Annotated in this window: 23 protein-coding genes and 2 pseudogenes; 7 read left to right on the top strand and 18 right to left on the bottom strand. The window is 74.0% G+C overall.

Features of this window, described 5'->3' with window-relative positions:
• Nucleotides 1–158: 158 nt before the first annotated feature.
• A complete protein-coding gene (locus K7787_RS04755; RefSeq protein ID WP_086025494.1) occupies nt 159–791 on the top strand; it encodes an O-methyltransferase in 633 nt (210 codons plus the stop codon).
• 135 nt (nt 792–926) lie between these two features.
• Here K7787_RS04755 and K7787_RS04750 read toward each other — a convergent pair whose 3' ends face one another.
• Nucleotides 927–1094, bottom strand: coding sequence for a DUF3117 domain-containing protein (locus K7787_RS04750; protein WP_003966491.1), 168 nt, complete (start codon nt 1092–1094; stop codon nt 927–929).
• 159 nt (nt 1095–1253) lie between these two features.
• The gene (locus tag K7787_RS04745; protein ID WP_156301908.1) at nt 1254–1418 is read right to left on the bottom strand and encodes a hypothetical protein; all 165 of its coding nucleotides are present in this window, start codon (nt 1416–1418) and stop codon (nt 1254–1256) included.
• 67 nt (nt 1419–1485) lie between these two features.
• Here K7787_RS04745 and chcB point away from each other — a divergent pair, with 67 nt between their 5' ends.
• Nucleotides 1486–2289, top strand: coding sequence for a 2-cyclohexenylcarbonyl CoA isomerase (gene chcB, locus K7787_RS04740; protein WP_223000585.1), 804 nt, complete (start codon nt 1486–1488; stop codon nt 2287–2289).
• A gap of 102 nt (nt 2290–2391) precedes the next feature.
• Here the strand turns inward: chcB and K7787_RS04735 are convergent, their stop codons facing one another.
• Nucleotides 2392–2979, bottom strand: a complete 588-nt coding sequence (locus K7787_RS04735; protein WP_223000638.1) for a DNA-3-methyladenine glycosylase I — start codon at nt 2977–2979, stop codon at nt 2392–2394.
• Nucleotides 2980–3098: 119 nt separating this feature from the next.
• Nucleotides 3099–3455, bottom strand: a complete 357-nt coding sequence (locus K7787_RS04730) for a DivIVA domain-containing protein (RefSeq protein ID WP_009190462.1) — start codon at nt 3453–3455, stop codon at nt 3099–3101.
• A 118-nt stretch (nt 3456–3573) separates the two neighbouring features.
• Here K7787_RS04730 and folP point away from each other — a divergent pair, with 118 nt between their 5' ends.
• Nucleotides 3574–4434, top strand: a complete 861-nt coding sequence (gene folP, locus K7787_RS04725; RefSeq protein WP_223000584.1) for a dihydropteroate synthase — start codon at nt 3574–3576, stop codon at nt 4432–4434.
• A gap of 243 nt (nt 4435–4677) precedes the next feature.
• On the opposite strand, the gene K7787_RS04720 is transcribed toward folP, so the two are convergent.
• Together K7787_RS04720 and dapE are read right to left on the bottom strand one after the other, a co-directional pair.
• Nucleotides 4678–5436 carry an LOG family protein gene (locus K7787_RS04720; RefSeq protein ID WP_009190460.1) on the bottom strand — a complete coding sequence of 253 codons (759 nt, stop codon included), beginning with the start codon at nt 5434–5436 and terminating at the stop codon, nt 4678–4680.
• Nucleotides 5437–5544: 108 nt separating this feature from the next.
• A complete protein-coding gene (gene dapE, locus K7787_RS04715) occupies nt 5545–6624 on the bottom strand; it encodes a succinyl-diaminopimelate desuccinylase (protein ID WP_223000583.1) in 1080 nt (359 codons plus the stop codon).
• Nucleotides 6625–6718: 94 nt separating this feature from the next.
• Between dapE and K7787_RS04710 the strand changes: the two genes are divergently transcribed.
• Both K7787_RS04710 and K7787_RS04705 read left to right on the top strand, forming a co-directional pair.
• Nucleotides 6719–7717 carry a heavy metal transporter gene (locus K7787_RS04710; RefSeq protein WP_223000582.1) on the top strand — a complete coding sequence of 333 codons (999 nt, stop codon included), beginning with the start codon at nt 6719–6721 and terminating at the stop codon, nt 7715–7717.
• 371 nt (nt 7718–8088) lie between these two features.
• Nucleotides 8089–8508 (top strand): hypothetical protein, encoded by a 420-nt coding sequence (locus tag K7787_RS04705; protein WP_019980308.1) that lies wholly within the window; start codon nt 8089–8091, stop codon nt 8506–8508.
• Nucleotides 8509–8597: 89 nt separating this feature from the next.
• On the opposite strand, the gene K7787_RS04700 is transcribed toward K7787_RS04705, so the two are convergent.
• Nucleotides 8598–9689 carry a bifunctional succinyldiaminopimelate transaminase/glutamate-prephenate aminotransferase gene (locus K7787_RS04700; protein ID WP_009190456.1) on the bottom strand — a complete coding sequence of 364 codons (1092 nt, stop codon included), beginning with the start codon at nt 9687–9689 and terminating at the stop codon, nt 8598–8600.
• 311 nt (nt 9690–10000) lie between these two features.
• On the bottom strand, nt 10001–10321 hold the full coding sequence (fdxA, locus tag K7787_RS04695; protein WP_018571242.1) for a ferredoxin: 321 nt from the start codon (nt 10319–10321) through the stop codon (nt 10001–10003).
• Nucleotides 10322–10460: 139 nt separating this feature from the next.
• On the opposite strand from fdxA, the gene K7787_RS04690 reads away from it, so the two are divergent.
• Both K7787_RS04690 and K7787_RS04685 read left to right on the top strand, forming a co-directional pair.
• Nucleotides 10461–11513, top strand: a complete 1053-nt coding sequence (locus K7787_RS04690; protein WP_223000581.1) for a GNAT family N-acetyltransferase — start codon at nt 10461–10463, stop codon at nt 11511–11513.
• Nucleotides 11514–11530: 17 nt separating this feature from the next.
• Nucleotides 11531–12382 (top strand): transglutaminase family protein, encoded by an 852-nt coding sequence (locus tag K7787_RS04685; RefSeq protein WP_037724443.1) that lies wholly within the window; start codon nt 11531–11533, stop codon nt 12380–12382.
• A 147-nt stretch (nt 12383–12529) separates the two neighbouring features.
• On the opposite strand, the gene K7787_RS04680 is transcribed toward K7787_RS04685, so the two are convergent.
• The 10 genes and pseudogenes from K7787_RS04680 to K7787_RS04640 form a co-directional block, all read right to left on the bottom strand.
• The gene (locus K7787_RS04680; protein ID WP_223000580.1) at nt 12530–13144 is read right to left on the bottom strand and encodes a response regulator transcription factor; all 615 of its coding nucleotides are present in this window, start codon (nt 13142–13144) and stop codon (nt 12530–12532) included.
• Entirely contained in the window at nt 13141–14352 is a 1212-nt protein-coding gene (locus K7787_RS04675; RefSeq protein ID WP_223000637.1) for a sensor histidine kinase, read from the bottom strand. The genes K7787_RS04680 and K7787_RS04675 overlap by 4 nt, the downstream gene beginning before the upstream one ends.
• Before the next feature lie 5 nt (nt 14353–14357).
• Nucleotides 14358–15098 (bottom strand): ABC transporter permease, encoded by a 741-nt coding sequence (locus K7787_RS04670; RefSeq protein WP_009190450.1) that lies wholly within the window; start codon nt 15096–15098, stop codon nt 14358–14360.
• Complete coding sequence (locus tag K7787_RS04665; RefSeq protein WP_009190449.1) at nt 15095–16030, bottom strand: ABC transporter ATP-binding protein; 936 nt, start codon at nt 16028–16030, stop codon at nt 15095–15097. The genes K7787_RS04670 and K7787_RS04665 overlap by 4 nt, the downstream gene beginning before the upstream one ends.
• Nucleotides 16031–16215: 185 nt before the next feature.
• Complete coding sequence (locus tag K7787_RS04660; protein ID WP_223000579.1) at nt 16216–18630, bottom strand: hypothetical protein; 2415 nt, start codon at nt 18628–18630, stop codon at nt 16216–16218.
• 193 nt (nt 18631–18823) lie between these two features.
• Entirely contained in the window at nt 18824–19222 is a 399-nt protein-coding gene (locus K7787_RS04655; protein WP_009190447.1) for a DUF6113 family protein, read from the bottom strand.
• The gene (gene mshB / locus K7787_RS04650; RefSeq protein ID WP_223000578.1) at nt 19219–20121 is read right to left on the bottom strand and encodes an N-acetyl-1-D-myo-inositol-2-amino-2-deoxy-alpha-D-glucopyranoside deacetylase; all 903 of its coding nucleotides are present in this window, start codon (nt 20119–20121) and stop codon (nt 19219–19221) included. The genes K7787_RS04655 and mshB overlap by 4 nt, the downstream gene beginning before the upstream one ends.
• Before the next feature lie 34 nt (nt 20122–20155).
• Nucleotides 20156–20422: pseudogene (locus K7787_RS04645) on the bottom strand (hypothetical protein); the annotation flags it as partial.
• A 49-nt stretch (nt 20423–20471) separates the two neighbouring features.
• A pseudogene (locus K7787_RS31570) lies at nt 20472–20594 on the bottom strand (helix-turn-helix domain-containing protein); the annotation flags it as partial.
• 146 nt (nt 20595–20740) lie between these two features.
• The gene (locus K7787_RS04640; RefSeq protein WP_223000576.1) at nt 20741–21208 is read right to left on the bottom strand and encodes an ATP-binding protein; all 468 of its coding nucleotides are present in this window, start codon (nt 21206–21208) and stop codon (nt 20741–20743) included.
• Nucleotides 21209–21359 lie beyond the last annotated feature (151 nt).

Here is a 21359-nt window from a genome sequence, read left to right as displayed (position 1 = left end):
TTGCCCCGCGTTCCGTTCCATCCCATATCCCCCGTCCTGCCCCCGGCCCGTGCCGGCGCCTCTTCCTCACCCCTTCAAACGACCGGTCCCATCTGCGGGTTCCCGGCCCCAACGGATACAGTCACGCCCGAGGCATCCACGGGACATAGGAGAGGGTCATTACCGGCAACCGGCAGACGAGCTCGGCGTTCGCCGACGCCTATGTCGCCGAGGACGAAGCACTGCTCTGGGCCCGGGACCGGGCCAGTGAAGCGGGGCTGCGCTCGGTGTCGCCCGGCGCGGGCGCGGCCCTGCGCCTGCTCGCCGCCACCGTGGACGCCAAGGCGGTCGCGGAGATCGGGACCGGGACCGGCGTCTCCGGCATCCACCTGCTGCACGGCATGCGCCCGGACGGGGTCCTGACCACGGTCGATCCGGAGCCGGAGCACCAGCAGTTCGCCCGGCAGGCGTTCCGGGCGGCCGGCTTCGCCAGCAACCGCGCCCGCTTCATCCCCGGACGCGCCCTGGACGTGCTGCCGCGGCTCGCCGACGCGGGGTACGACCTCGTCTTCTGCGACGGCGACCGGCTGGAGTTCCTGGACTATCTCGCCGAATCGTTGCGCCTGCTGCGACCGGGGGGTCTGGTCGTGTTCGAGGGCGTCTTCGCGCACGGGCGGACGGTGGACTCGGGTCCGCAGCCCACGGAGGTCCTGCGGCTGCGGGAGCTGCTGCGCACGGTGCGCGAGAGCCCGGACCTGGTGCCGTCGCTGCTGCCGGTGGGCGACGGCCTGCTGTGCGCGGTCAAACGCTGAGCGTCTGGGCCACGGCGGCCGCCGTGCCGCCCGGTGACCGCCCGGCGCCCGGAGAACACCCGCCGCCGGGCGAGACAACCGCCCCGGCACCTCATCGAGGGCCGGGGCGGTTGAAAGGGTATGGTCGCTTGCGCGTCAGCCGACGACCTTCTTGAGGGCGTCGCCGAGCGCGTCGGCCTCGTCAGGGGTCAGCTCGACGACGAGTCGACCGCCGCCTTCGAGCGGAACGCGCATGACGATGCCCCGCCCCTCCTTGGTCACCTCGAGCGGGCCATCACCCGTCCGCGGCTTCATGGCCGCCATGCTCGTTCCCCTTCCTGAAACCCAGCTCATCGTCAAAGCCGACGCCCCACCGAAGGGCACGCGCGAACCGTGCCCAAAACAGCCCAGGACACGCGACACCGGCATCGAACACATTGCTTCCCAGCCATTATCCCGCATCCCAGGACCCGATGACCAACATCAGTAGGCATCGCTTGGGCAACGCGCGCGAGCAAAACCACCCAATTCGGCGATGTGGCTGCGATACTGCGCCCCCGCGCCGGCATCCCCCGCCACCTGGCACGTCGTATTTCTTTGACGCAGGTCACACGACCGCTCCGCGCCGCGGCCGGTGATCTCCGTCATGCTGTCCTTCGGACCCAGCAACGTACTGAGCGGTACGTCAGTGCCGCGACACCGGAGGGGATGTCCCATGGCCGACACCGTGCTCTACGAGGTGAGCGACGGACTCGCGACGATCACGCTCAACCGCCCCGAGGCGATGAACGCGCTCGACGCCGCGACCAAGGTCGCCCTGCGCGACGCCGCCGAGGCCGCGGCGGGCGACGCCGCCGTGCGCGCCGTGCTGCTCACCGCGGCCGGGGACCGGGCGTTCTGCGTGGGACAGGACCTCAAGGAGCACATCGGGCTGCTGGCCGCCGACCGGGAGAGCGGCGAGGGCCGGACGATGAGCACCGTCGCCGAGCACTACAACCCGATCGTGCGCGCCCTGGCCGGCGCGGCGAAGCCGGTGGTGGCCGCGGTCAACGGCGTGGCCGCCGGCGCGGGCTTCGGCTTCGCGCTCGCCGCCGACTACCGGATCGTGGCGGACACCGCCGCCTTCAACACCTCCTTCGCGGGCGTGGCGCTCACCGCGGACTCCGGCATCTCCTGGACCCTGCCGCGCGTGGTGGGCCCCGGCCGCGCCGCCGATCTGCTGCTCTTCCCGCGCAGCATCTCCGCGCAGGAGGCCTACGAGCTGGGGATCGCCAACCGGGTGGTGCCGGCGGCCGAGCTGCGCGCCGAGGCCGAGAAGGTCGCGCGGGGCCTCGCCGAGGGCCCGACGGTGGCGTACGCGGCGCTCAAGGAGGCCGTGGCCTACGGTCTGACGCATTCGCTGGCCGAGACCCTGGAGAAGGAGGACGAGCTGCAGGGGCGGGCGGGCCAGTCCGAGGACCACGCGATCGCCGTACAGGCGTTCGTCAACAAGGAGAAGCCGAAGTACCTGGGTCGCTGACCCTGCCCGGCCCCGCCTGACCCGCTGCCCGTCCGGCCCCTGCCCGCCGCGCGCCCGCGCCCCGTCCGGCCCCTGTCCGCCGCGCGCCCGCGCCCCGACCGCTCAGGGGCGGCGGCGCGCGACGCAGGCGGCGAGGTGGTCGTCGACCAGGCCGCAGGCCTGCATCAGGGCGTACGCCGTCGTCGGGCCGACGAAGCGCAGGCCGCGCTTCTTCAGGGCCTTGGACAGGGCCGTGGACTCGGGCGTGACGGCCGGGACGTCGCCCAGGGACCGCGGCGCCGTACGGCCGTCCGGGTCGGGGGCGTGGGACCAGATCAGGGCGTCCAGGTCGCCCGGGGCCCAGTCGGCCAGCACGCGCGCGTTGGCGAGGGTCGCGTCGATCTTGGCGCGATTGCGGATGATGCCCGCGTCGGCGAGCAGGCGTTCGCGGTCGTCGTCCGTGAAACGGGCCACCGCGGCGATCTCGAACCCGGCGAAGGCCGTGCGGAAGCCCTCGCGGCGGCGCAGGATCGTGATCCACGACAGGCCGGACTGGAACGCCTCCAGGCTGAGACGTTCGTAGAGGGCGTCGTCGCCGTGGACCGGGCGGCCCCACTCCTCGTCGTGGTACGCCACGTACTCGGGCGCGGACAGCGCCCACGGGCAGCGCAGGCCGCCGTCCGGGCCCGCGACCGGCGCGCCCGCCGTGATCGCGGCGCCGACGGTGGCCTCGGTGGTCAGCGCGTCGGCCGGGGCGGCGTCGCCCGCGGGCTTCGGTGCGGCCTTCGGCGCGGCGGTCGTCCGGGCGGCGGCCGTCGGGGCGTCGTCGGTCACTGCTGGTCCTCCGCTTCGGGCTTGGCCAGGCGTACGTGGGCCGCGGCGGCGCGGGCGCCGGCCAGGGCCGACTCCAGGTCGGCGATCCGGGCGTCGCGCTCGGCCAGCTCCGCGCCGAGGCGGCCGAGGGCGTCGTCCACGTCGGCCATCCGGTAGCCGCGGACGGTGACCGGCAGGCGCAGGCTCTCCACGTCGGCGCGGCCGAGCGGGCGGTCGGCCGGCAGCGGGTCGTACACCAGCTCGGGCGGCGCCTCGGCCAGCGGCCCGCGGCCCTCGCCGCCGCCCACCACCGCGAGGGTGACCGCGGCGACCACGACGGCGAGCGCCACGACCAGGAACAAGAACATAACCATCGCTGGGGTCCCCACGGAGTCCGTCGTATGTGTCAGGGTCCGATCGTGCCATGCGACGCTGACGGTTAGGGTCGCAGGCGGCCGAAGACCGACAGCGGACGAGGAGAGGTCACAGGGGATGCTCAGGCTGGGCAGGCGTGAATTCGACACGCACGAGCCGGTGATCATGGCGATCGTGAACCGGACCCCGGACTCCTTCTACGACCAGGGGGCCACGTTCCGCGACGAGCCGGCGCTGGCCCGGGTGGAGCAGGCCGTCGCCGAGGGGGCCGCGATCGTCGACATCGGCGGGGTGAAGGCGGGGCCCGGCGAGGAGGTGTCCGCCGAGGAGGAGGCGCGGCGGACGGTCGGTTTCGTGGCCGAGGTGCGGCGGCGGTTCCCCGAGGTGGTCATCAGCGTGGACACCTGGCGGGCGGAGGTCGGCGAGGCCGTGTGCGAGGCGGGGGCGGATCTGCTGAACGACGCGTGGGGCGGCGTCGATCCGCGGCTCGCGGAGGTCGCCGCGCGGTACGGGGTGGGGTTGGTGTGCACGCATGCGGGGGGTGCGCAGCCGCGGACCCGGCCGCATCGGGTGACCTACGAGGACGTGATGGCGGACATCCTGGACGTGACCGTGGGGCTGGCCGAGCGGGCCGTCGCTCTGGGGGTGCCTCGGGAGTCGGTGCTGATCGATCCCGGGCACGACTTCGGGAAGAACACCCGGCACAGCCTCGAGGCGACTCGGCGGCTGGGGGAGATGGTGGCCACCGGGTGGCCGGTGCTGGTGTCGTTGTCCAACAAGGACTTCGTGGGGGAGACGTTGGACCGGCCCGTGAAGGAGCGGGTGGTGGGGACGCTGGCCACTACCGCCGTGTCGGCGTGGCTGGGGGCGCAGGTGTACCGGGTGCATGAGGTTGCCGAGACTCGGCAGGTGGTGGAGATGGTGGGGGCGATTGCCGGGCATCGTGGGCCTGCTGTGGCCCGGCGGGGGCTGGCGTAGGGGGGTGGGGGCCTGGGGCTGTGCCCCTGGCCCCCGGTGGCCCTGCGGGCCTGCGCCTCAGGGGGTGGGGGCGGGGGTGCGTTCGCGGCTGCGGGCCGGTGGGGGCTGGTCGCGCAGTTCCCCGCGCCCCTTACGGGGCGCTGCAGTCCCCCGTCGCCTTACGGGCGCTGCCATCCGGTCGCCCTGCGGGGCGCGCCCACGCGGCGGAGCCGCACATCGACACAGCCGCGCCCCTGAAGGGCGCTACTTGCCCGCTTCCTTCGACATCAAAGCCACCGCTTCCTCCACGTCGTCCGTGACGTGGAACAGGGTGAGGTCCGCCGCTGCCGCCTTGCCCTCGGCGATCAGGGTGTTCTCCAGCCAGTTCACCAGGCCGCCCCAGTACTTCGTGCCGAACAGGACGATGGGGAAGCGGGTGACCTTCTTGGTCTGGACGAGGGTGAGGGCCTCGAAGAGTTCGTCCAGGGTGCCGAGGCCGCCGGGCAGGACGACGAAGCCCTGGGCGTACTTCACGAACATCATCTTGCGGACGAAGAAGTAGCGGAAGTTCAGGCCGATGTCGACGTAGGGGTTCAGGCCCTGCTCGAAGGGCAGCTCGATGCCGAGGCCGACCGAGGTGCCGCCGGCCTCGCACGCGCCCTTGTTCGCCGCCTCCATCGCGCCCGGGCCGCCGCCCGTGATCACCGCGAAGCCCGCCTCGACCAGACCCCGCCCGAGCCGCACCCCCGCCTCGTACTCCGGCGAGTCCACCGGGGTGCGGGCGGAGCCGAACACGCTGATGGCGGGCGGGAGTTCGGCCAGGGTGCCGAAGCCCTCGATGAACTCCGACTGGATGCGCAGGACCCGCCAGGGGTCGGTGTGCACCCAGTCGGTGGGGGCGCGCTCGTCCAGCAGCCGCTGGTCGGTGGTGCTGGCCTGGACCGCGCCCCGCCGTCGGAGGACCGGCCCCAGGCGCTGCTCGTCCGGTGGCTGCTTCTTGCCCTCGGGATTGCCAGTAGGCATGTGCGCTCCCTCCGCTCGCAGGACGTTCCACCTCAGCGTAGATCCACTCGGGTTACGGGCGGGGGACCTCGGCGTGTCCGCCCGGCTGCGCGGCGCCCGGCCCGCGGTTCAGTCGGTCAGCCAGGCGCGCAGCCGTTCCTCGCCGGCCAGGATCTTCGCGGTCTCCACCCGCTCGTCCCGCTTGTGCGCGAGGAGCGGATCGCCCGGTCCGTAGTTGACCGCAGGGATGCCCAGCGCGGAGAACCGCGACACATCCGTCCAGCCGAACTTGGGCTTCGGGGTGCCGCCGACCGCCGCCACGAAGGCCGCCGCGGCCGGCCGGCCGAGACCGGGCAGGGCGCCGGGGCTGTGGTCGTCGATCACGAACTCCGTGACGCCGCAGCCCTCGAACACCTCGCGGACGTGGGCGATCGCCTCCTCCTCCGTACGGTCGGGCGCGTAGCGGAAGTTGACGGTGACGACGCACTCGTCGGGGATGACGTTGCCGGCCACGCCGCCCGAGATCCGCACCGCGTTGAGGCCCTCGCGGAACTCCAGGCCGTCGATGACCGGGTACCGCGGCTGGTACTCGGCGAGCCGGCGCAGGATGGGCGCGGCGGCGTGGATGGCGTTGGAGCCCATCCAGGAGCGCGCCGAGTGGGCCCGCTCCCCCGCGGTCTTCAGCAGGACCCTCAGGGTGCCCTGGCAGCCGCCCTCGACCTCGCCGTCGGAGGGCTCCAGCAGGATCGCGAAGTCGCCCGCCAGCCAGTCCGGGTGGGCCTCGGCGACGTGCCCCAGACCGTTCAGCTCGGCGGCGACCTCCTCGTTGTCGTAGAAGACGAACGTCAGGTCGCGGTTGGGGGCCGGGACGGTAGCCGCGATGCGCAGCTGCACGGCCACGCCGGACTTCATGTCGCAGGTGCCGCAGCCCCACAGGACGCCGTCCTCGTCCAGCCGGGAGGGGACGTTGTCCGCGATCGGCACGGTGTCGATGTGGCCGGCCAGGATCACGCGCTCGGACCTGCCGAGGTTCGTGCGGGCCACGACGTTGTTGCCGTGGCGGTCCACGGTCAGGTGCGGCAGGGCGCGCAGGGCGGCCTCGATCGCGTCGGCGAGCGGCTTCTCCGTGCCGCTCTCCGAGCGGAAGTCGACGAGCCGCGCGGTCAGCCGCGCGGCGTCCAACGTGAGGTCAAGCGGTGTGTCGGGCATGTTCTGGACCCTAACCCGGCGAACCGGCCGTGTGCCGCAGCACATTGCCCGCACCGGACTCGGCAGCCCCCTTCGCCTCCAGTACCTTGTACGCGTGTCAGAGCCGTCCTCCTCTTCGAAGCGCCGTGGCCGCCTCCTCAGGACCGGGGCGGCCCTCGTCGTCCTGCTCGCGGTCGCCGGCTATCTCGTGGTGCAGTACGTCACGGGCGGCACCGGGCCGGGCTGCAAGGTCGTCTCCGCCGACGGAGGCGCCGCGTCGTACGAGTTCACGCCGGAGCAGGCGGTGAACGCGGCGACGATCGCGGCCGTCGGCACCAACCGCGGGCTGCCCGAGCGGGCCGTGACCATCGCGCTGGCGACCGCCCTGCAGGAGTCGGGCCTGCGCAACATCGAGCACGGCGACCGGGACTCCCTCGGCCTGTTCCAGCAGCGGCCCTCGCAGGGCTGGGGCACCCCGAAGGAGATCATGGACCCGGCCTACGCGGCGGGCATGTTCTACGAGCACCTGGCCAAGGTGCCCGACTACCAGCGGCTGCCGCTGACCGTGGCCGCGCAGCGGGTGCAGCGCAGCGGTTTCCCGGAGGCGTACGCCAAGCACGAGCCGGACGCCACCCTGCTCGCCGCCGCCCTCACCGGGCGCGCGGCGGCCACCCTGACCTGCCAGGGCCGTCCCGGCACCGCCCGGACCACGGGCCCGGACGCGGTACGGGCCGCCCTGGTACGGGACTTCGGGCGGGACGCGGTCGAGGAGGCCGGCGCGGAGGTGGGCGGCGCGGCGACGCCGACGCCCTCGCCGAGCGCGGCCTCCCCGGGCTCGGACTCGGGCACGGGCTCGGACTCGGGCGACCGGACCGTGACGCTGCCGGTGCCCGCCCGCGGCGGCGCCGACGGACGCGATGTGCTGGAGCGGGGCTGGCAGTTGGCGCACTGGGCGGTGGCCAACGCCTCCGCGCTGCACATCGAGCGGGTGGCGTACGCCGGGCGGGAGTGGACCGCCGGGGTGACCGACGGGCAGTGGCACGCCACGGACGCGAAGAACGGCGACGGGTCGGCGGGCGCGGCGGGCGCGGTGCGCATCACGACGGGCGGCTGAGCCGGTCCCGCCCAACCGCCGCGCCGGGCCGCCGGGTCCGCTCCCGGCGCCCGGACAGCCGTGCGGTCCGTCGCTCGGCCGGGTCATGTGACGCGGGTCCGGGCGGCGGGGTGCGCAGGTTTTCGTGCCGTCACCCCCGTGATCACCGAAACCCTTGGGAACACGGGGCAGCAGGGACACGACACCCTCTCCCTCGGGGTGCGTTTTGTCCTACTTCCTCCGGAACCGATAATGCGACACATTGCCAACTCTTTACGTCGGCGCGCCGCAACCTTCGCGGGCTTCGAGCGGTAGTCACTGCGTCCGAGCCCGGAGGGTCAACTTCCGGGCCGGGTCGAAGACTTCAGGTTCACTTCCGTCGAAGGAGCAACATGTCCCTCCCCCTGACCCGCCGGATCGCCCGTGCCGCGCTGCTCGTCGCTGCGGGAGCGGCTGCCGGGGTCGGTGCGGCCGGCTCCGCCGGCGCTGCCCCGCAGCTGCCCGCCAACCCCAACCTCGGCGGTCTGACCGCGCTGGACGGGGCGCACGTCGGCAACACCGTGGACGGCGCCGCGCAGCACGTCACCGGGGTCGCGGGCGACACCGGCGGCAAGGCGGTCAAGCAGACCGTGCCGACCGCCGGCAAGACCGGCGGCAAGCTCGTCAAGCAGACCGCCCCGGTGGCGCAGAAGGCGGCCGGCGACGCGGCCGGTTCCGCGGGCGGCGTCCTCGGCGACACCGCGAAGACCGCCACCAAGGGCGGCGTGCCGGCCGCGAAGGGCCTGCCGGTCTCGGGTCTGCCGCTGAGCTGAGCGGAGGCGCTCCCGCGCCGCGAACGCCCCGACGGGGGTCCAGGAGAAACCTGGACCCCCGTCGTGCTGTGCGCGAAGCCCCGGCGGGCTCAGAGGCGGGCGGCCGCCGCCGCGATCCGCTCGTCCGTCGCCGTGAGGGCGACGCGGACGAACCGGTCGCCGGCCGGGCCGTAGAAGTCGCCCGGCGCGACCAGGATGCCGCGCTCGGCGAGGTGGGCCACCGTGTCCCAGCAGGACTCGTCCCGGGTCGCCCACAGATAGAGGCCGGCCTCGCTGTGCTCGATGCGGAAGCCGTGGCCGAGCAGCGCCTCGCGCAGCCGGGTGCGGCGGGCGGCGTAGCGCTCGCGCTGCTCGTGGACGTGGGCGTCGTCGCCGAGGGCCGCCACGACGGCCGCCTGGGTGGGCGCGGAGGTCATCATGCCGCCGTGCTTGCGGATCTCCAGCAGCGGGCCGAGGACGGCCGGGTCGCCGACCAGGAAGGCGGCGCGGTAGCCGGCCAGGTTGGAGCGCTTGGACAGCGAGTGGACGGCGACCAGGCCGTCGTAGGAGCCGCCGTTGACGTCCGGGTGGAGGATCGAGACCGGGTCGGCCTCCCAGCCGAGTTCGAGGTAGCACTCGTCGGAGACGACGAGGACGCCGTGCGCGCGGGCCCAGGCCACGATCCGGGTCAGCTCGTCCTTGCCGAGGACCTTGCCGGTGGGGTTGGACGGCGAGTTCAGCCAGAGCAGCTTGAGCCCGGCCGGGTCCAGCTCGGTCGGGTCGTCGTAGGCGAGGTGCCCGGCGCGGGCGAGGCGGGCGCCGACCTCGTAGGTCGGGTAGGCCAGGCGCGGGAAGGCGACCGTGTCGCCGGGGCCGAGGCCCAGCTGGGTGGGCAGCCAGGCGACCAGTTCCTTGGAGCCGACGATCGGCAGGACGTGGCGGTGGGTGACGTCGCGGGCGCCGAGGCGGCGCTCGGCCCAGCCGGTGATCGCGTCGCGCAGCTCGGGGGTGCCCCAGACGGTCGGGTAGCCCGGCGAGTCGGCCGCCGCGATGAGCGCCTTCTGGATCAGCTCGGGCACCGGGTCGACCGGCGTTCCGACGGACAGGTCGACGATGCCGTCCGGGTGGGCGGCGGCCGTCTTCTTGTACGGCTCCAGCTTGTCCCAGGGGAAGACGGGAAGCCGGTCGGAGACTGCGGACACGGGGATCAGGCTCACTTTCTGCGACGGAAAACGCCTCGGTCCCGTACGGCGGCCGAGCGCCAGGGGCGATCAGGGCCTGTATGGAGTTCCCCGTCGTCGCCCGGAGGGCGGCCTCGCGGCGTTCGGTGCGGTGCATCGCTGTGCGGCCGCTTCGGCCTCGTACTGGGCGTACTCGGGCGGAGCGGCCGTGCGGCGAGGTGCCGTGCCGGGCGTCGCGGGGCAGGCGGGGAACTCCATACAGGCCCTAGGCCGTACGGGACCGAGGCGGCGCGGCGAAGGGCCTTCGGTCGGGCCCTGGTGCCGCCGGACGGCTATTCGGCCTGCGGCGGGAGCGCGGCGACGAACGGGTGGTCACGCTCGATCAGGCCCAGCTTGCTGGCGCCGCCGGGGGAGCCCAGCTCGTCGAAGAACTCGACGTTGGCCTTGTAGTAGTCCTTCCACTCCTCCGGCACGTCGTCCTCGTAGAAGATCGCCTCGACCGGGCAGACCGGCTCACAGGCACCACAGTCGACGCATTCGTCCGGGTGGATGTACAAGGACCGCTGGCCCTCGTAGATGCAGTCGACCGGGCACTCCTCGATGCACGCCTTGTCCTTCACGTCGACACAAGGCTGCGCGATGACGTAGGTCACGCTGTCGTTCCTCCTCGATAGGGCGCTGGCGGGCCTCCACAGGCTCCGCCGCCTGGCGCGCGGGAGCGCGGCGTCGTCGATGCCCCCTCTAGTATCTCCGTTCTTGGGCATGATCCGAACAGGAGGGGTGAACTGACCTGTGGAAATCTCGGCCGCAGGACGACTCGTGGTCCGTATCACCGCTGCTGACGTGGGGAAACGGGTCTCCGTGCGGCGCTTGGCCGAAACGGGTGGTACGGGCGCGAAGTTCACCGACACGGTCGGCGTTCTCACATCATGGACCGACGGTGTGCTGCTGATCACACAAAAGGACGGTCGGACCGTCCGGATCGCGGAGACGTCGCTGGTCGCGGGGAAGGTCGTGCCCCCGGCCCCGGCGCGCCGGCGCGGTCCCGCGGCCTCCTACGCGGAACTCGCCCGGGTCGCCGCGCGGGCGTGGCCGCCGGTGGAGAGCGAGCGGCTCGGTGACTGGGAGCTGCGGGGCGCCGGGGGGTTCACGCGGCGGGCCAACTCCGTGCTGCCGCTCGGCGATCCCGGCGTTCCGCTCGACGCGGCCCTGGCCGCCGTACGACGCTGGTACGGCGAGCGCGGGCTGCCCGCGTACGTCCAGACCGCCACCGGCGCCGAGGGCACGCAGGAGCTGCTGTGCGCGGAGCTGGAGCGGCGGGGCTGGGTGCGCGAGGTGACCGCCGAGCTGTGGACCGGCGCGCTGGCGCCGGTCGCCGACCGGGCCGAGGGCGCCGGTGGAGCCGGGGTCGTGCTGTCCCGCACGGCCGACGAGGCGTGGCTTGCGCGGTATCAGCGCAAGGGGGTGAGCGAAGTGGCCCTGAAGGTCCTGGGCGGCGGTCCCTCGGTGTGGTTCGCGTCCGTGCCCGGTGAGGGCGAAGGCGCGCCCGCCGCGATCGGGCGCTGTGTCGTGGACGGGCGGTGGGCGTCCTTCGCCGCCGTGGAGGTGGACCCGGCGCTGCGGCGGCGGGGTCTGGCGACCGCGGTCATGGCGGCGCTCGCCGGGCGGGCCCTGGAGGAGGGCGCGTCGGCCGGCTGGCTCCAGGTGGAGAGCGACAACACGGGCGCCCGCGAGCTGTACGCCCGCCTCGGCTTCGCGCCCCATCACGCCTACCACCACTACCGCGCGCCGGATTCGGCGGCAGGCCCCGCGCCGAAGCCCGCAGAGGTAGAGGGTCCCTCGTGAGCGGGTACGAACTGGCCATGGGCGCTCCCTGTCCCCCGCCGCCGGAGCGGTCCGCCGAGGTGCTCCGGCGGTTCGCCGAGGAAGCGCGGAGCGAGCGGCCCGACCTGTCCGCGCTGTGCCTGCTGGTCGGCGCGGCGGGCGACGGCGCGCTGGACGAGGACGGCTTGGACGCGGCGCAGATGGAGCTGGACCGGCTGGCCGGGGAGCTGCCGTACCGGCCGGGCGGGCCGCTGGCCTGGGCGCGGGCGCTGTGCGAGCTGCTGGGCGAGCGGTACGGGTTCGGCGGCTCGGCCGCCGACTACCAGCGGCTGGACTCCTCGCTGCTGCACGAGGTGCTGCGGCGGCGGCGCGGGCTGCCGATCCTGCTGTCGGTGGTGTGGATGGAGGTCGCCCGGCGGGCCGGTGCGCCGGTGTACGGGGTCGCGCTGCCGGGGCACTTCGTGGTCGGGTTCGGCCCGGCCGGCGAGCAGGTCCTCGCCGATCCGTTCGACGGCGGGCGGGTGCTCACCGGGGCCGACGCCGAGCTGCTGGTTGCCGGGGCGACGGGTGCCCCGCTCAAGCCCTCGATGCTGGAGCCCGCCGATCCGCTGGACGTGGTGCTGCGCATCCTGAACAACGTCCGCGCGTGGGCGGCGGTGCGGCCCGAGCGCTCGGACGTGGCCCTGTGGGCGGTCGAACTGTCGCTGGTCCTGCCCTCGCACCCGGCCCGGCTGCGCTACGAGCGCGCCCAGCTGCTCGTGCAGCGCGGCGACTTCGTGGGCGGCGCGCTGGAGCTGGAGGCGTACGCGGATCTGGTGTCGGTGGTGGACGAGTCCACGGCGGAGCAGGTCAGGGGCCAGGCGCAGGCGGCCCGCGCGCTGCTGAACTGAGCCACGGGCCGTACCGAACCGCGTCACGCGACTGAGCCGCGGCCCCCGCTGAACCGGGTCACGCGGCGAGCCGCGCCCCGTGCCGCACCGGGCCACGCGGCTGAGCCGGCCCCCTCCGAACCGGGCGTCGGCGGCCACCGGCGGCCCCTACAGCCAGCCCTTCTCCCGGGCCGTGCGCACCGCCTCCGCGCGGTTGCGGACGGCGAGTTTCTGGATCGCGGTGGAGAGGTAGTTGCGGACCGTGCCCTGGGAGAGGTGGAGGACGGCGGCCAGCTCGGCGTTGGTGGAGCCGTCGGCGGCGGCGCGCAGCACCTCGCGCTCCCGGTCGGTCAGCGGGTTCGCGCCCTCGGCGAGGGCCGCCGCGGCGAGCGTGGGGTCGATGACGCGCTCGCCGGCCAGCACCTTGCGCACGGCGGCGGCGAGCTGCGCGGCCGGTGCGTCCTTGACGAGGAACGCGTCGGCGCCCGCCTCCATGGCGCTGCGCAGATAGCCGGGGCGGCCGAAGGTGGTGAGGACGACCAGTTTCACCGCGGGCAGTTCCCGGTGCAGCCGGGCGGCGGCCTCGATGCCGGTGCAGCCGGGCATCTCGATGTCGAGCAGGGCGACGTCCACGCCGTGCGCGCGCGCCGCCGCGACGACCTCGTCGCCGCGCGCCACCTGGGCCACGACCTCGATGTCGTCCTCGAGGCCGAGCAGGGCGGCCAGGGCCTCGCGGACCATCGACTGGTCCTCGGCCAGGAGGACCTTGATCGTGCTGCTCATGCCGGGGATCCTACGTCCCCTCCCCCGCCCTGCGGCACCCGCGCGGCGGCGGCCCGCGGGACCCGCGCGACCAGCCGGAAGCCGCGCTTGAGGCGGCCCGCCTCCAGCATGCCGCCGGCCTTCTGCAGCCGTTCGGACAGCCCGGTCAGGCCGTTGCCGGGCAGCCCGCCCGCGCCGCCCTGGCCGTCGTCCTCCACGGACAGTTCCAGCACCGGCCCGTCCAGGGTCTCGCGGCGCACCAGGTCCACCGCGCACCAGCGGGCGCCGCTGTGCCGGACGACGTTGGTGACAGCCTCGCGCAGCGCCCACGCGAGGGCGGACTCGCTCTCCTCGGACACGTCGTCGAGGCCGGGTTCGGCGGGCAGCCGCGCCTCCACCCCGGCCGCGGTGAGCGCGACCCGCGCTCCGGCCAGCTCGGCGGCCAGGCGGGGGCGGCGGTAGCCGGTGACGGCCTCGCGGACGTCGACCAGGGCCTGCCGGCTGACCTGCTCGATGTCGGCGACCTGCTGGGCGGCCTTGTCGGGGTGGCCGGGCAGCATCCGCCCGGCCAGCTCGCTCTTGAGGGTGATCAGGGAGAGCGAGTGCCCGAGCAGGTCGTGCAGGTCGCGGGCGAGGCGCAGCCGTTCCTCGTTGGCGGCGAGCTGCGCGACGGTGGCCCGGGCCTCGCGCAGTTCGATCGTGGTGCGCACGAGCTGGCTGACGCCCACCATCGCGAAGCCGATGAGCAGCACCAGCAGGATGAGGCTCCGGGCGTCGGCCACGTCGGTGCCGAGGCCGGTCAGCATCATCACGGCGGCGGTCGCGGGGATCGCCCCGTAGGCGGCCCGCACCGGCAGGGTGGCCCCGCAGGCGACGGAGACGTAGCAGAACAGGCCGAGCCAGGCCGGGCCGAGGGTGAGGCAGAGCAGGACGGCCAGGGCGCCGAGGAAGACGATGAGGCCGACGACGGTCCGGCGGCGGAAGGGGCGGCCCCAGTTCCGGAAGACCAGCGCCAGGTAGGCGGCGACGAAGACCGCCAGGCCCGTCCAGCCGCCCACCCGGCCGGCGGCGCTGTGGTTGCCGGCGGCCAGGTCGTGGACCGGCGAGCTGAGGAAGACCAGCCAGACGCCGATCCACACGATCTTGCGCAGCACTTCGCGGCGGTTGCGGGGCGACTGGCCCATGGTGATCAGGCGGTCGTCCCGCTCGCGGCCGCGGTCCTCGGTCATGACGCTCACGCCTTCAGCGTGTCCTTCCGGTACAGCCAGGCCGCGCCGCCCGCGAACAGGACGAAGTAGACGGCGAGCACGGCGATGTCCTGGGCGCCGGGGGCCTGGCTCTGTTCGATCGCCCGTCCCAGAGCAGCGTACGCGTGCGTGGGCAGCCACTCGGCGATGTCCTGGAGCCACTGCGGGAAGGTGGTGGAGGGCATCCACAGACCGCCGAGGATCGACAGGCCGAAGTAGATGATCATGGTGATGGGGCGGACGGCGTCCCCGCTGGCGAGGTAGCCGATGGCGACGCCGAGCGCGGCGAAGACCAGGCTGCCGGCCCAGATGACGCCGGTCAGGGCCAGCCACTGCCAGGCGTCGAGGCGTACGTGCTTGATCGCCCCGGCGACGGCGAAGACGACGACGATGGACGGCAGGCTGACCACGGCGGCGCCGGCGGTCTTGGCGAGGACGTAGCCGCGGCCGGGCAGGCTGGTCAGGCGCAGTTGCCGCACCCAGCCGCTCTCGCGCTCCTTGGCGATGCGCTCGCTGTTGCCCATGAGGACGGCGGTCAGCGCGCCGAAGGAGGCCATCGACACCATCAGGTAGGTGGCGACGGTCAGGCCGGTGCCGTCGACCCGGTCGTCGGAGCCGGAGCTGCTGGAGAAGATCAGGAACAGGATCGAGGGGTAGAGCACCGAGAAGAACAGGAACTTGCGGTTGCGCAGGGCGCGGGCGAGTTCGAGCTTGATGAGGCTGGTCACGACTGCTTGGCCTCCTCGGCCTCGGTGATGGCGACGAACGCCTGCTCGAGACCGAGCCCGGCGACTTCGAGATTGCGGGGGTAGACGCCGAGCCCGTACAGGGCGTGGACGGTCGCGTCGGCGTCGGCGGACTGGATGCGGACGGTCTGGCCGCTGACGTCCAGGGAGGTGAGGAAGGGCAGGCCGCGCAGGGCGGTCTCGTCGATGACGCCCTCCAGGTCGAAGCGGACGCTGCGGGCGCCGGCCTTCGCCTTGATCTCGGCGGCGGTGCCGTCGGCCAGCAGCCGGCCCCGGTGCAGCACGAGCACCCGGTCGGCGATGGCGTCGGCCTCCTCCAGGTAGTGGGTGGCGAACAGCACCGTACGACCCTGGTCGGCCTGCTCGCGCATGGTGGCCCAGAAGGCCTGGCGGGCGGAGACGTCCATGCCGGTGGTCGGCTCGTCCAGCACGATCAGATCGCTGTCGCCCGCGGTGGCGAGGGCGAAGCGGACGCGCTGCGCCTGGCCGCCGGAGAGCTTGTTGACCTTGCGGTCGGCGATCTGGGAGACACCGGCGCGGGCCATCACGTCCTGGACCTTGAACCGCTTGGGGTGCAGATCGCAGGCGAGGCGCACCAGTTCGGCGACGGTGACCTCCTCCATCAGCCCGCCGCTCTGGAGCATCGCGCCGACGCGCCCGGCGACAATCGCCTCGCGGGGGCCGGTGCCGAAGACGGAGACGGTGCCGCTGTCGGCGTGCTTGAGGCCGAGCAGCAGGTCCAGGGTGGTGGACTTGCCGGCCCCGTTCGGCCCGAGCAGGGCCACGGTCTCCCCCGGGTGCAGGGCGAGGGACAGTCCGTCCACGGCCCGTACGTTCCCGTAGCTCTTGGTCACCTGGTCGAACGCCACCACCGAGGTGGCCTTCGCCGCGGCGGTCTCCGCTGTCGTCGTCATGCCCCCATCCTGGCCGGGGGGCGGGGGCGGGCGGCAGTGTCGGGGGTCCTGAGCGCGGGATGACAGATGTCATGCGGAGGGCATGACAGGGCCGGGCAGGACAGGGCGGGGCAGGGCGCGACCTGGCGGGGTACGGCGGAGGGGGCGGCCGGTGTCACACCGGCCGCCCCCTCACCGCCACGCCGTCAGCTGGGGTTCGTGTCGATGACGCCGACGCGGTTGGTCTTGCTCATCAGGGCCGGGCGCAGGGCGCTGATCACGTCCTGGACCGTGACGGGCGTCTTCTGGCCGGTGCCCCGGGTGATCAGGACGCCGTCGAAGGCCCCGCCGTACAGGTCCTTGAGCCTCGCCTCGTCGTAGGAGTCGACCAGCTTGCCGTTGACGGCCTTGACCTGGAGGAACTTCCACAGCGACTTCTGGGGGCTGAACAGCACCACATGCCCGGGTCCCGCCGTGACCGAGACGGCGTTCGACATCGCCGGTTCGGCGAACTTCTTCATCATGCGGTCGACCTCGGCGTTGGACACCGTGGGCTGCCGGCTGGTGGTGGCCACCTGCACCGGGGTGGCGGCGCCGGTCTCCACCTGGGTGCGGTACGCCTGCTCGACCGCGCGGGCCGAGCGGGCGGCGTCGATGCCCTTGCCCGGCTTGCCGTACACGGCGACGGCCTTGCCCGGCTCGAACTTGATGGTGCCGTCGTTCGAACCGGCGCCGCCCGCGGCGTTCTGCAGGGCGGCCTGGAGCTTCTCCTCGTCCACGGGCATCTGCGGTTCGACCACCCGGTGGTTGCCGAACAGCGAGCCGATCACCGAGACGGGGTTGTAGTCGCTGGTGGCGGCGGCGCTGGCGGTGGCCTGGGTGTCGAACTGGAGTCCGGCCTGATCCGGCTTGAGGGTGACGGTGCGGCCGTCGACGGACAGCTTCAGCGGCCGGCCGACCCGGTCCTTGAAGGCGTCGTCGAGCTTCTTGACCGCGTCGTCACGGGTGCCGCCGCCGATGTCCACGCCGAGCACGGTGGTGCCCTTGGGCACGTCGGAGTGGTTCATCAGCAGTCCGGCGCCGTAGGCGACGCCGGCGACGAGGACCAGGCCGCCGCAGAGCAGCACCAGCTTGCTGCGGCCCTTCTTCTTGCCGGCCTTCGCCGCCTTGCCCTTGGCCGCCTTGCCCTTGGCGGGCTTGGCGGGCGCGGCGCCCGGCTGGGGCAGCTCGGACAGCTTCGGGAACGCCGGGGAGGCCGACCCGTCGCCGTCCGCGCCCGGCCGGAACGGCGAGTCCGCGCCGGGCGTGATGACCGGCATGCCGCTGGTGACGGTGTGACCGGAGACGTTGTCCGGCCGTCCCGGCCTGCCTCCCGCGCCCGGTTCGGGGGCGGGCTTCTGCGGGGTGAGGATCGCGGTGTCGTCGCTCAGACCGCCGCCGGGGTGGGCGGTGTGCGCGCCGGGACCGGCCGTCGGGTTCGGACCGGTCGCGGCGCCGGGGCCGCCCGCGGCGGCCGCGTACAGCGCGCCGTCGCCGGTCACCGGACCGCCGGTCGGTCCTGCGGGGCCGCGCCGGCCGCCGGAGCCTGCCGGACCGCCGGGGCCGCCGGGCACGCCCGCGCCGTTGGTGCCGCCGGGAGCGCCCGCCGCGCCGCCCTGGTGGTCGTAGCCGGCCTGGTCGCCCTGGCCGTTCTCCGTGAAGTAGGGGAGGTCGTCGCGGCGCGGTTCGCCGCCGCCGGGGCGGGAGCCGCCGGAGAGCGGGCCCGCGGCCAGCGCCTCGGTCACGTCGAAGGAGCCGGTGCCGCCGCCGTGGCCGGGGGCCACGGGACCGCCGGTGGCGCCGGGCAGACCGGCGCCATTGGTGGAGCCGGTGCGCGCGCCGCCGCCGGGCATGTTCATGGAGCCGACCACACCGCCGGGCCGCCCGCCGGGCGCCGGACGGCCGCCGCCGGACGCGCCGGGACCGGAGGCCGCGGGGGCCGCCGCGCCCGCACCGGACGCGGCCTGCCCGGAGGGGCCGAGGCCCGCCCCGGCGCCGTTCCCGGCCGCCGCGCCCGAACCGCCGGGCAGTCCGGCGCCGTTGGTGCCGCCTGTGCCCTGACCGCCCTTGCCCGACTGGGGCTTGCGGGGTGCGAACCAGTCGCTGGTGGGCTTCTCCTCGGCGGGCGCCGCGCCTTCGGCGGCGGACGGCTCACCGGCGCCGCCGGTCAGCGGGGCGTCGCCCGGTCCGGACAGGTCGCCGCGGACGCCGTCACCGGCGGCCGGGCTCGCGCCGGACCCCTTGGGGCCGCGTGAACCCCGGGCGCCGTTCGCGCCGTTGGCGCGCTTGGCACCGCCGGAGCCCAAAGCGGCGTCGCCCTCGGCCTCGGTCGCGGTCCCGTTCTCGCCGACGGTCTTGCGCACGACCACGGGCGGGATCGGCCGGGACCCGGGGATGTTGATCCGGATCCGGGTCGTCAGCGTGGTCTCGGTCTTGCGTTCCTCCGGCCGCGTGGCCGAACGGCCCGCGTCCGCGCCGTCGTCGGACACCGCCGGGATGCCGTACGGCGGGGTCCCCGAGGGGTAGGCGGCTCCGCCGCGCCCGTTGGGCCCGGAGGACGGAGTGTCAGTTTCACGACTCAAGGCAGGTTCTCCCGGTTGGCTCCGCCGCCCGTCACGACCTCACTCTGCGGGCAGCTCGGCGGCGCGCACCACCATACTGGCCGCTTCCCACGCCTATCCCGGGACCGTTGTGGAAAACCACACCGGACGCGCACGGGAGTGATGGGAAGAAGTGGTACGTCCATCACCAAGTCGGACGCCGTGGCCACCGCGGTTACCGGCCACGCCCCAAAGTGGCACAGATCACAGCCAACGCCATGCCGCCGAGCAGGAAGAGATAGGAGCCTCCGCCCGCCGCGAACAGGAAGTCCCCTTCCGGGCGACTGGCGGTCAGCAGCATGACGGCGATCAGCCAGCCGGCCGCGCCCGCCACCGCCCCGCCCCGGCTGCGGGCGGCCCGCGCCCCGCCGAGGAACAGCCCGGCCGAACCGGCCAGCGCGAGCAGCAGCCCGCCCGGGAACCAGGCGGCCTGCAGCAGCGCCCCGGCGAGCCCGACGACCGCGCCGAGCACGAAGAGTCCCAGGTAGGCGGCGGCGCGTCCGGCGGACGGCGGTTTGAGGGGCTGGGCGAGCAGCGGGCCGCCCTGGGCGGGCTCGCGGCGGGACGGGCTCATGACGTCTCCTCCTCGATCCCGGCGAAGAGATCGGTCCGGACGGCGCCGTCGGCGGGGCCGGTGGGCCCGTCCTCGCGCACCGCTTCGTAGTACTCGGTGGTGAACAGGGGCTGGGCCAGCTCGTTGGAGAGCGCGAAGCTCGCGCCGGCGACCTCGATCTGGGTGGCGTGGGCGGCCATCGCGGCGGCCTTGGCGGCGGCGTGCGCGGGCCGGCCCTCGATCCGGGCGGTGATCCGGTCGTCGGCGACGACGCCGGGTACGTCGTCCACGGCGGCGCACTTGTCGAACGGCAGCGCGGGCAGCGCGTCCTGGAGCCGTGCGAAGGCCTCCTCGGCGACGGCGCGCGGCGTCCGGTTCCAGTACACCCGGGCGATCCGCCAGGGCGCGCCGAGGTCGGGCCGTACGGCCGGGTCGGCGGCGAGGTCCGCGGCGCGCATGGCGACGCGGTGGGCCTGGATGTGGTCGGGGTGGCCGTAGCCGCCGTGGTCGTCGTAGGTGACGAGGACCTGCGGGCGCACCTCGCGGATGACGGCGACGAGGTGTCCGGCGGCCTCGTCGAGGTCGGCCTGCCAGAAGCAGTCGGGGTCGTCGTTGTCGGGCAGGCCCATCATCCCGGAGTCCCGGTACCGTCCGGCGCCGCCGAGCAGCCGGACGTCGGTGACGCCCAGTTCGCGCATGGCGTCGGCGAGTTCCGTGCGGCGGTGGGCGCCGAGCGCCGCGCCGGTCAGGTGCCGCAGCCCGGGCGGGATCACCTCGCCCCGCTCCCCCAGGGTGCAGGTCACCAGGGTCACCAGCGCGCCCTCGGCCGCGTACCGGGCCATGGTCACGCCGTTGTTGATCGACTCGTCGTCCGGGTGCGCGTGCACCAGCAGCAGACGCCGGGAGGGCAGTTCCGTCATGGGACCACCCTACGAGGCGCGACCGCGCGGCCCCTCAGCCGTCGTCCTCCTGGGCGAAGATCTCGTGGGCGGAGGGCACGGTGACGGCACGGGCGAGCCGGCGCCGCAGCAGTTCGGGGTCGTCGCACGCGGTGATCCGCCCGCGGATGTCGTCGGGGACGTCGATGCCACGGGTCTCCAGGACGAGCAGGATGTCCTCGGCGCCCCGCTGGGCGCGGCCCTCGTCACGGATCTCTTCCGAGAGGTACGACTTGTAGAAGGAGAGGTCCACGGCCACCAGGTTCCTCCAGAGTTCCGCGGCTCGCTCAGACGCCGGCTTCTGCGGCGCGCTCGTCCTGGTAGCGGGGCGGGCCCTCGGACGGCAGGTCCGCCGTCGGCGCCCGGCGTACGGCCGCCGGGCCGACCTCCCGCTCCAGCCAGGCCGCCACCCCCGGCGCGAGGTGCGCCGCGTCGCGGGCGGAGAGCAGCAGCCGCTCTGTGGTTGTGTCGCCGAGCGCGGAGCCGCCGGGGGCCGCCGAAACCGCCCGAGCCGGATGTTCACCCGCCCGAGTGAGCGCACTCCACGGGCGGGAGGGGTGGGGCTTGGTCGGGTGTTTTCTTCCCCGTCGTCCTTGGTCTTTCAGTCGCCGACGCCACCGGAGCGCGGGAATCCGGGTTCCGGTGGCGACAGGCTCAGTTCGGCCCAGACCGTCTTGCGCGGGAACCGCTCCTCCGCCACCCCCCAGCGGTCGGCCAGCGCCTCCACCAGCAGCAGCCCCCGCCCCGACTCGCCGGCCGCGTCCGGCTCCCTCAGCTCCGGCCGCCGGTCGCCCCGCGTGTCGCTGACCTCGATCCGGAGCGTGCCGCCGACCACGTACAGCGTCAGCCGGAAGCTGCGGCCGGGCACCCGGCCGTGCGTGGCCGCGTTGGCCGCCAGCTCGGCCACGACATGACTCGCCGCCTCCTGCGGGATGTCCCAGCTCCGTAGCTGTTCCACGGCGAACAGCCGGGCCAGACGGGCCCCTCGCGGGGTGCACGACAGCAGCACGCTGAAGTTGCGGACGGGGACGGCCACTTGAGAAGTGCCTGCGGTGATTTCCTGATTCACATCACTCAGAGTGGCCGAATCGGCTTACCGTGATGAGTGATCGCCCGCATACGTACGGTCACTGTCCATCGGTTGTCCGGTGCTGTCCGGACTGTCGACGGCGACCCTGCGGGCAGGCACGTGACAGTTCGGCGTGGCACGACGGAGGGGC

This window comes from Streptomyces sennicomposti, from assembly GCF_019890635.1.
Lineage (GTDB): Bacteria > Actinomycetota > Actinomycetes > Streptomycetales > Streptomycetaceae > Streptomyces > Streptomyces sennicomposti.
Note: the sequence above shows the minus strand (reverse complement) of the source record. Positions and strands in the feature narration are given on the sequence as shown.

Bases quoted from the DNA above. Each gene is read 5' to 3' on its own strand.
- K7787_RS04750 (WP_003966491.1), bottom strand. From the start codon at position 1,094: ATGGCGGCCATGAAGCCGCGGACGGGTGATGGCCCGCTCGAGGTGACC.
- K7787_RS04745 (WP_156301908.1), bottom strand. From the start codon at position 1,418: ATGACGGAGATCACCGGCCGCGGCGCGGAGCGGTCGTGTGACCTGCGT.
- chcB (WP_223000585.1), top strand. From the start codon at position 1,486: ATGGCCGACACCGTGCTCTACGAGGTGAGCGACGGACTCGCGACGATC.
- K7787_RS04730 (WP_009190462.1), bottom strand. From the start codon at position 3,455: ATGGTTATGTTCTTGTTCCTGGTCGTGGCGCTCGCCGTCGTGGTCGCC.
- folP (WP_223000584.1), top strand. From the start codon at position 3,574: ATGCTCAGGCTGGGCAGGCGTGAATTCGACACGCACGAGCCGGTGATC.
- K7787_RS04720 (WP_009190460.1), bottom strand. From the start codon at position 5,436: ATGCCTACTGGCAATCCCGAGGGCAAGAAGCAGCCACCGGACGAGCAG.
- dapE (WP_223000583.1), bottom strand. From the start codon at position 6,624: ATGCCCGACACACCGCTTGACCTCACGTTGGACGCCGCGCGGCTGACC.
- K7787_RS04705 (WP_019980308.1), top strand. From the start codon at position 8,089: ATGTCCCTCCCCCTGACCCGCCGGATCGCCCGTGCCGCGCTGCTCGTC.
- K7787_RS04685 (WP_037724443.1), top strand. From the start codon at position 11,531: ATGGGCGCTCCCTGTCCCCCGCCGCCGGAGCGGTCCGCCGAGGTGCTC.
- K7787_RS04680 (WP_223000580.1), bottom strand. From the start codon at position 13,144: ATGAGCAGCACGATCAAGGTCCTCCTGGCCGAGGACCAGTCGATGGTC.
- K7787_RS04675 (WP_223000637.1), bottom strand. From the start codon at position 14,352: ATGACCGAGGACCGCGGCCGCGAGCGGGACGACCGCCTGATCACCATG.
- K7787_RS04665 (WP_009190449.1), bottom strand. From the start codon at position 16,030: ATGACGACGACAGCGGAGACCGCCGCGGCGAAGGCCACCTCGGTGGTG.
- K7787_RS04655 (WP_009190447.1), bottom strand. From the start codon at position 19,222: ATGAGCCCGTCCCGCCGCGAGCCCGCCCAGGGCGGCCCGCTGCTCGCC.
- mshB (WP_223000578.1), bottom strand. From the start codon at position 20,121: ATGACGGAACTGCCCTCCCGGCGTCTGCTGCTGGTGCACGCGCACCCG.